Here is a 6,485-nt window from a genome sequence, read left to right on the forward strand (position 1 = left end):
GGCGCGGGTGTCGGTAGGGTGACCTGATGTGTCCCCTCTAGCTGCGCTGGCCGACTGGCCGGTCGACACCGTGTCGGCCGCGATCATCACCCGGGGTGGGGTCGTCGAGGAGTTCGGCGACCCCACTCGTGTCTTCGAGCTCGCCTCGGTCACCAAACTGCTGGTGGCCGAGGCGATTCTGATCGCGACGGAAGAGGGGGCCGTCGAACTCGACGACCCCGCCGGTCCGCCCGGGGCCACCATCGCGCACCTGCTCGCCCACGCGTCGGGCCTGGCCTTCGACAGTCGCGACATCATGGCCCCGGTCGGCACCCAGCGCATCTACTCCAGCGCCGGATTCGAGATCCTCGCCGAGACCGTCGAGTCGGCCACCGACATCGCGTTCGGGGAGTACCTGCGCCAGGCCGTCTGCGAACCGCTCGGGATGACCTCGACGGTGCTGGCGGGACCCGCCGGACATGGCGCGCGTTCGTCTGTCGCGGATCTGGGCTCCTTCGCGGCCGAACTGCTGTCGCCGTCGCTGCTCTCGCCGCAGCTGGCCGCCGACGCATCGTCGGTGCAGTTTCCCGGTCTCGACGGGTTCGTGCCCGGGTACGGCAAGCACCGCCCCAATGATTGGGGGCTCGGCTTCGAGATCAGGTCGGCCAAGAGCCCGCACTGGACAGGTACCCATAATTCGCCGCGGACCTTCGGGCACTTCGGTCAGAGCGGGACATTCCTGTGGGTGGACCCGGATCTGGGGGCCGCCTGTGTGGTCCTCACCGATCGCACCTTCGGTCCGTGGGCGAAGCCGCTGTGGAGTGAGTTCAACGACACGGTGGTCGCGAGCCTCGGGGGACCAGAAAACTGAGAATTCACTTTCGTTACTGGCGCAACACGCGCAACATGAGGCACAATTAATCACAAGTGTGTGATATCCGGTTCCGAGAGGTGTGTTGGGGAAGACGTTCCTCGTCGAAACCGGAGGTGAACAAGGTGCGCAATCTGAATCAGTTTGCGGACATGACGACAGGAGTGGTGTACATCCACTCGGCGCCGGTGGCGCTGTGCCCGCACGTCGAGTGGGCTCTGTCGTCGACCCTGAATGCGCGGGCCAACCTGAAGTGGTCCGCGCAAGAGGCCGACCCCGGGTTGCAGCGTGCCACCGTCGACTGGGCCGGCCCGGTCGGCACTGCCGCGCGCCTCGTGACGGCGCTGCGGGAGTGGTCGGCCCTGCGCTTCGAGGTGACCGAGAACGCCAGCGACGGCGTCGACGGTGAACGCTTCAGCTATGTGCCCGGTCTCGGGCTGTGGCGCGGATCGACGAGTGCCAACGGCGACGTGATCATCGGGGAGTTGCAGTTGCGCGCGATGATCGAGTCTCAGCCCGACAGCGCCGGGCTGGCCGGCGAGATCGAGGCAGCGCTCGGCACCGCTTGGGACGACGCGCTCGAGCCCTACCGCATGGGCGGCGCGGGCGCCGAGGTCACCTGGCTGCAACAGCGCGTGGGCTAGCGGTCCACATACGAAATTCGGCCCCGGTAATGATCTACCGGGGCCGAATTGCGCTCTGCGATCGGATGAGCAAGGAGATCAGGCGATCACAGGGGGATGTTCTTGTGGCGGCCACGTCGTGCGGGTGCCGCGGCGAGGGCCTCGGCGATCCGGCTGCGCGTGGTGGCCGGATCGATGACGTCGTCGACGACGCCGATCGACTGGGCACGCCCGACGCCACCGGCGATGGCCTCGTGTTCGGCGGCGAGACGTTCGTGCAGCGCGTCGCGCTCGTCGTCGGGGGCGGCGGCCAGTGCCTTCTTGTGCAGGATGCCCACGGCGGCCTTGGCGCCCATCACGGCCACTTCGGAACCGGGCCAGGCGAACACCGCGGTCGCGCCGAGGGCACGTGAGTTCATCGCGATGTAGGCGCCGCCGTAGATCTTGCGGGTCACCAGTGTGACCCGGGGGACCGTGCACTCGGCGAACGCGTGGAGCAGTTTCGCGCCGCGGCGGACGACTCCGTTCCACTCCTGACCGACACCCGGCAGATACCCCGGCACGTCGGTGAGGACCACCAGCGGAACTCCGAACGCGTCGCACAGCCGGACGAACCGGGACGCTTTCTCAGCGCTCTCGGAGTTGAGGCAGCCGCCCATGCGTAGGGGATTGTTGGCGATGACGCCGACGCTGCGGCCGGCCAGGCGGCCGAATCCGATGACGATGTTCGGCGCCCACTTCGCCTGCAGTTCTTCGAAAGTCGAGATCCCGGTTTCGCCGTCGGCGGCGAGTTGTGTGTCGAGCAGCTGCTCGACGATGGGATGCACGTCGTAGGCACGCCGATTCGACTCGGGCAACAGCGCTTTGAGGTCGCGGTCGCCGGCCTCGGCGAGTTCCCGATCGATCACACCCTGCTGGGAGAACGTCGACACCAGTCGCCGTGCCCGCCAGTAGGCGTCGGGTTCGGAGTCGGCAACGATGTGGCACACGCCCGACTTCTTGCCGTGCGTGACCGGTCCGCCGAGTGACTCCATGTCGACGTCCTCACCGGTCACGCTCTTGACGACGTCGGGGCCGGTGACGAACACGCGGCCCGCAGGAGCCATGATGACCACGTCGGTGAGGGCCGGACCGTATGCGGCGCCGCCGGCGGCGAACCCGACCACGACGGAGATCTGCGGGACGTACCCGGAGGCCCGCACCATGGCCTCGAAGACCCCGCCGACCGCATGGAGCGCTTCGACACCCTCGGCGAGTCGGGCACCACCGGAATGCCAGATCCCGACCACCGGGGCCTGCTCGGCGATCGCGGTATCGATCGCATTGACGATGTGGGCACAGCCCACCACACCCATGGCACCGCCCATCACGGTGCCATCGGTGCAATAGGAGACGGTACGAACGCCGTTGACCGATCCGATCGCGGCGAGCACCCCGGACTTGTCCCGGGCGTGCAGGAGCGACATCGACCCTTCGTCGAAGAAGTTGGTCAACCTCAACAGCGGGTCGCGGGGGTCCGCTGCGTCCTCACGGCCGGGGATGGGAGCCACGGTGGTCATCGTTGTCTCCTGCGGTGTGGAGTTGACTCAGTAGCGACCGATCGCGAGTGCGACGTTGTGCCCACCGAATCCGAACGAGTTGTTCAACGCGTAATCGATCTGCCCGTGGCGGGCTTCACCGTGTACGACGTCGAGTTCGCATTCGGGGTCCTGGTTCTCCAGGTTGAGCGTGGGCGGGATGACGCCTTCCTCGACGCTCTTGATGGTCAGCACCGACTCCAGCGCCCCGACCGCGCCGATGGAGTGGCCGAGCGCCGACTTGGGTGCGTACACGGCCGCGTGCTGACCGATGGCCGCGTTGATGCCTGCGGCCTCCGCCGTGTCGCCGATGGGGGTCGACGTCGCATGCGCGTTGATGTGGGTGATGTCGGCCTTGGTCAGACCGGCGGTCTGGATGGCGCGGGTCATCGCCCGTGCGTTGCCCTGACCGCTGGGGTCCGGGGCAACCAGATGGAACCCGTCGGAGGTGATACCCGCTCCCAGCACCCGGGCGTGGATGTGGCGCCGCGTGCCTTGGCGTGCTCCTCGCGTTCGAGGATCAGCATCGCCGCGGCCTCGCCGAACACGAATCCGTCGCGGTCGGAGTCGAACGGACGCGATGCGCCGGCCGGGTCATCGTTGCGCGTGCTCATCGCCCGCATCATCGAGAAGGCCGCGATCGGGATCGCATCGATGTGCCCCTCGACGCCGCCGGTGACGACCATGTCGGCGTCACCCATGACGATGTGTCGCCAGGCGTGGGCGATGGCCTCGGCGCCCGACGAACACGCGGACACGGGGGTGATCACGCCGGCGCGCGCGCCGACGTTGAGTCCGACGACTGCGGCGGGGCCGTTCGGCATGGCCATCGACACCGCGAGAGGGGAGACCTTGCGGTAGTTGCCCGACTCCTCCATCGCCTTGACCGCATCGACCATCGCGTCGCCGCCGCCCTGGCCGGTACCCAGGACCACCGCGAGACGGTCCGGGTCGACCTCGGGTTCGCCCGCGTGCGCCCACAGCCGCTTGCTCATGACATGCGCGATCCGCTCGACGTAGGCCATCCGGCGTGCCTCGACACGCGTGACCTCATCGGCGGGATCGGCCAGCAGACGCCCGCCGATGCGGCAGGGCAGCTCACCGTACTTCGTGACGAAATCGTCGGTCAGCTCACGGATGCCGGTCTTGCCGTCCAGCAGTCCCTGCCAGGTGGAGTCGAGGTCGACGCCGAGAGAGGTGGTGGCCACCATGGAGGTGACCACCACGCTCGGGAAGTTCCCGCCCAGAGTGGAGTATTCGCGAAGGGACGGGGAACTCATCAGTTCTGGTCTGCCTCGACCTGGGCCTTGATGGCGGCCGCAGCCTCGGGGTTTTCGGCCTCGAGCTTCTGGATGTACGCGACGGCGTCACCCACGGTGCGCAGACCGGCGAGATCCTCATCGGGGATCTTGACGCCGTACTTGTCCTCGGTCTGCACGGCGATCTCCACCATCGAGAGCGAGTCGATGTCGAGGTCGTCGACGAACGACTTCTCCATGGTCACCTCGGACGGCTCGATGCCGGTGACTTCCTCGATGATTTCGGCGATGCCGGCGATGAGTTGTTCCTGGGTGGCAGCCACTGTGTGGATCCCTTCTCGTTCTGATTTTCTCTATCCGGAGCACACGCGGCACCGTGGCCGGCGCATGCTTGGACGACCGGGGTATGTCCGGTCTTCCGGGGGTCGCGGCGTAGCGCCGCGACCGCTATCCAAGTTCGTTGATGTTGTCGATGTCGTCGGGTGTCTTCAGCGCCAGCGTGGGCGTTCCCTTCAACTCGCGCTTCGCGATGCCGACGAGCGTTCCGGCGGGCGGAAGTTCGACGACGGCGGAGGCGGACTGTTCGCGCATGTACTGCGAGCACAGATCCCAGCGCACGGGTTTCGTCACCTGTGCCACTAGTTTTGTCAGTGCATCGGCGCCATTCGTTACAGGCTGCCCGTCGGAGTTCGACAGCAGCGTGCGCGTCGGCTCGGCCGGCGTGATCTTCGCGGCGGCCGCAGCGACGGCATCCTGCGCGGGGGCCATGAAGTCGGTGTGGAAGGCGCCTGCGACCGCGAGCTTGCGGGTGCGGGCCTTCTCCGGTGGGTTGGCGATGAGTTCGTCGATGGCCTCGACCTTTCCGGCCGCGACGATCTGGCCCGCCGCATTGCGGTTGGCCGGAACCAGATCGAGCTCGGCGAGCCGCGCGAGTACCGCGGCCTCGTCCCCACCGAGGACCGCCGCCATGGTGGTCGGCTGCAGGGCGCAGGCCTTGGCCATCTCGGCGCCGCGCACGGCGGCGAGCGTCACGGCCTCATCCGCGCTGATCACTCCGGTGATCGCGGCCGCGGCGAGTTCGCCCACGGAATGGCCGGCGACGACGACGTCGTCGCTCAGGGTGGTCCGCTTGCTGAGTTCGTCGAAGGCGAGCAGGGCGGTCGCGACCACCAGCGGCTGGGTGACCGCGGTGTCGGTGATCTCTTCCGCGGTGGCGGTGGTGCCGAGGCGTTCGAGGTCGAGGCGGGTCAGCTTCGACCAGACGGCGAGTTGATCGCGTGCGCCGGCGAGCTCGAGCCATGGGACGAGCATGCCGGGAGTCTGGGAGCCCTGGCCGGGCGCGAGGATCTGTAGCACGTGACCAGAGAACACCGTCCGAACCCGGTTTGTGGGTGTTGAGGAGCATGAACCTTACGGCGAGCTTTTGTAGGGTTCCCACAAAGGTGATCGAAGGAGCGTCTGGTTCGTCATCAGTTCGAGATCCGTTACAAAATCGTGTCCACCCCGGTTTATCAGGGAAAACTCGGATTTCGGGGTGTGACACGTGTGATCTATGTGGCGCGTGAAGGCGATTCGTTTTTGAAGTGTGTCAGTCGACCTACCGTTGCCGCGATCCTCAGAACGTAGCCGTCGCGAGGGTTAGTTGGATCACGTCCTGTGATTTCTGCAATCTTCTTCAGTCTGTACCGAACAGTATTTGGATGGATGTACAGTTCCCGCGCGCAGCTCTCGACGGAGCCGCCCGAGTCCAGGTAGGCCTCGAGGGTTGCCGCGAGAGTGCTGCCTCCCTTGGCGAGCGGCCGGACCAGGATTTCGTTGAGAGCCGTCATCGCCGACGGGTCCCCGTTGAGCGCTCGCTCGGGCAGGAGTTCGAGACTGTGTACCGGCCTGGGTGCGTTGGGCCACCCCGCGACGGCGGAGATACCCGCCATCGCCTCGTCGGCGCTCGTGGGGGCGCTGCTGAGGTTGGGCATCGTCGGTCCGATGACCACCGGCCCGTCGGCGAAGTGACCGAGCAACGCGCTGACGAACCGTTCGCTGGGACGGACCGACCCGCTCACGATGGCCACGAGCAAGGAGCCCTGCACGACCGAGAGGGCGGATCGGTCGAACTGTTTGGCGGTGTTGTGGATGGCCAGGGGAACCGACACGTTCTGCTCGGGCGGTGGGGCTCCGA

At 67.0% G+C, this 6,485-nt stretch carries 6 protein-coding genes and 1 pseudogene; 2 read left to right on the plus strand and 5 right to left on the minus strand.

Translation table 11 applies throughout. The annotated features are described in order from the left end of the window. Positions 1-28 precede the first annotated feature (28 nt). A complete protein-coding gene (locus GORHZ_RS13210) occupies positions 29-850 on the plus strand; it encodes a serine hydrolase domain-containing protein (protein WP_006333766.1) in 822 nt (273 codons plus the stop codon). Between the two features lie 125 nt (positions 851-975). Further along, positions 976-1,494, plus strand: coding sequence for a DUF3145 domain-containing protein (locus tag GORHZ_RS13215; RefSeq protein WP_006333767.1), 519 nt, complete (start codon positions 976-978; stop codon positions 1,492-1,494). An 86-nt stretch (positions 1,495-1,580) separates the two neighbouring features. Here GORHZ_RS13215 and GORHZ_RS13220 read toward each other — a convergent pair whose 3' ends face one another. From GORHZ_RS13220 to GORHZ_RS13240, 5 genes and pseudogenes are all read right to left on the minus strand, one after another. Then, positions 1,581-3,032 carry an acyl-CoA carboxylase subunit beta gene (locus GORHZ_RS13220; protein ID WP_006333768.1) on the minus strand — a complete coding sequence of 484 codons (1,452 nt, stop codon included), beginning with the start codon at positions 3,030-3,032 and terminating at the stop codon, positions 1,581-1,583. A 27-nt stretch (positions 3,033-3,059) separates the two neighbouring features. Then, positions 3,060-4,330, minus strand: a pseudogene (locus GORHZ_RS13225) (KasA/KasB family beta-ketoacyl-ACP synthase). Further along, a complete protein-coding gene (gene acpM, locus GORHZ_RS13230) occupies positions 4,330-4,632 on the minus strand; it encodes a meromycolate extension acyl carrier protein AcpM (RefSeq protein WP_006333771.1) in 303 nt (100 codons plus the stop codon). The pseudogene GORHZ_RS13225 and the gene acpM overlap by 1 nt, the downstream one beginning before the upstream one ends. 124 nt (positions 4,633-4,756) lie before the next feature. Further along, positions 4,757-5,665 carry an ACP S-malonyltransferase gene (locus GORHZ_RS13235; protein ID WP_040531815.1) on the minus strand — a complete coding sequence of 303 codons (909 nt, stop codon included), beginning with the start codon at positions 5,663-5,665 and terminating at the stop codon, positions 4,757-4,759. A gap of 194 nt (positions 5,666-5,859) precedes the next feature. Continuing rightward, positions 5,860-6,485 (minus strand): PucR family transcriptional regulator (locus tag GORHZ_RS13240; RefSeq protein ID WP_006333773.1); only part of this gene is annotated, 626 nt, incomplete at its 5' end.

The organism is Gordonia rhizosphera NBRC 16068 (assembly GCF_000298195.1).
GTDB classification, from domain to species: domain Bacteria; phylum Actinomycetota; class Actinomycetes; order Mycobacteriales; family Mycobacteriaceae; genus Gordonia; species Gordonia rhizosphera.

Excerpts from the sequence above, each read along its gene's own strand:
- GORHZ_RS13220 (WP_006333768.1), bottom strand. The coding sequence starts at position 3,032 with ATGACCACCGTGGCTCCCATCCCCGGCCGTGAGGACGCAGCGGACCCC.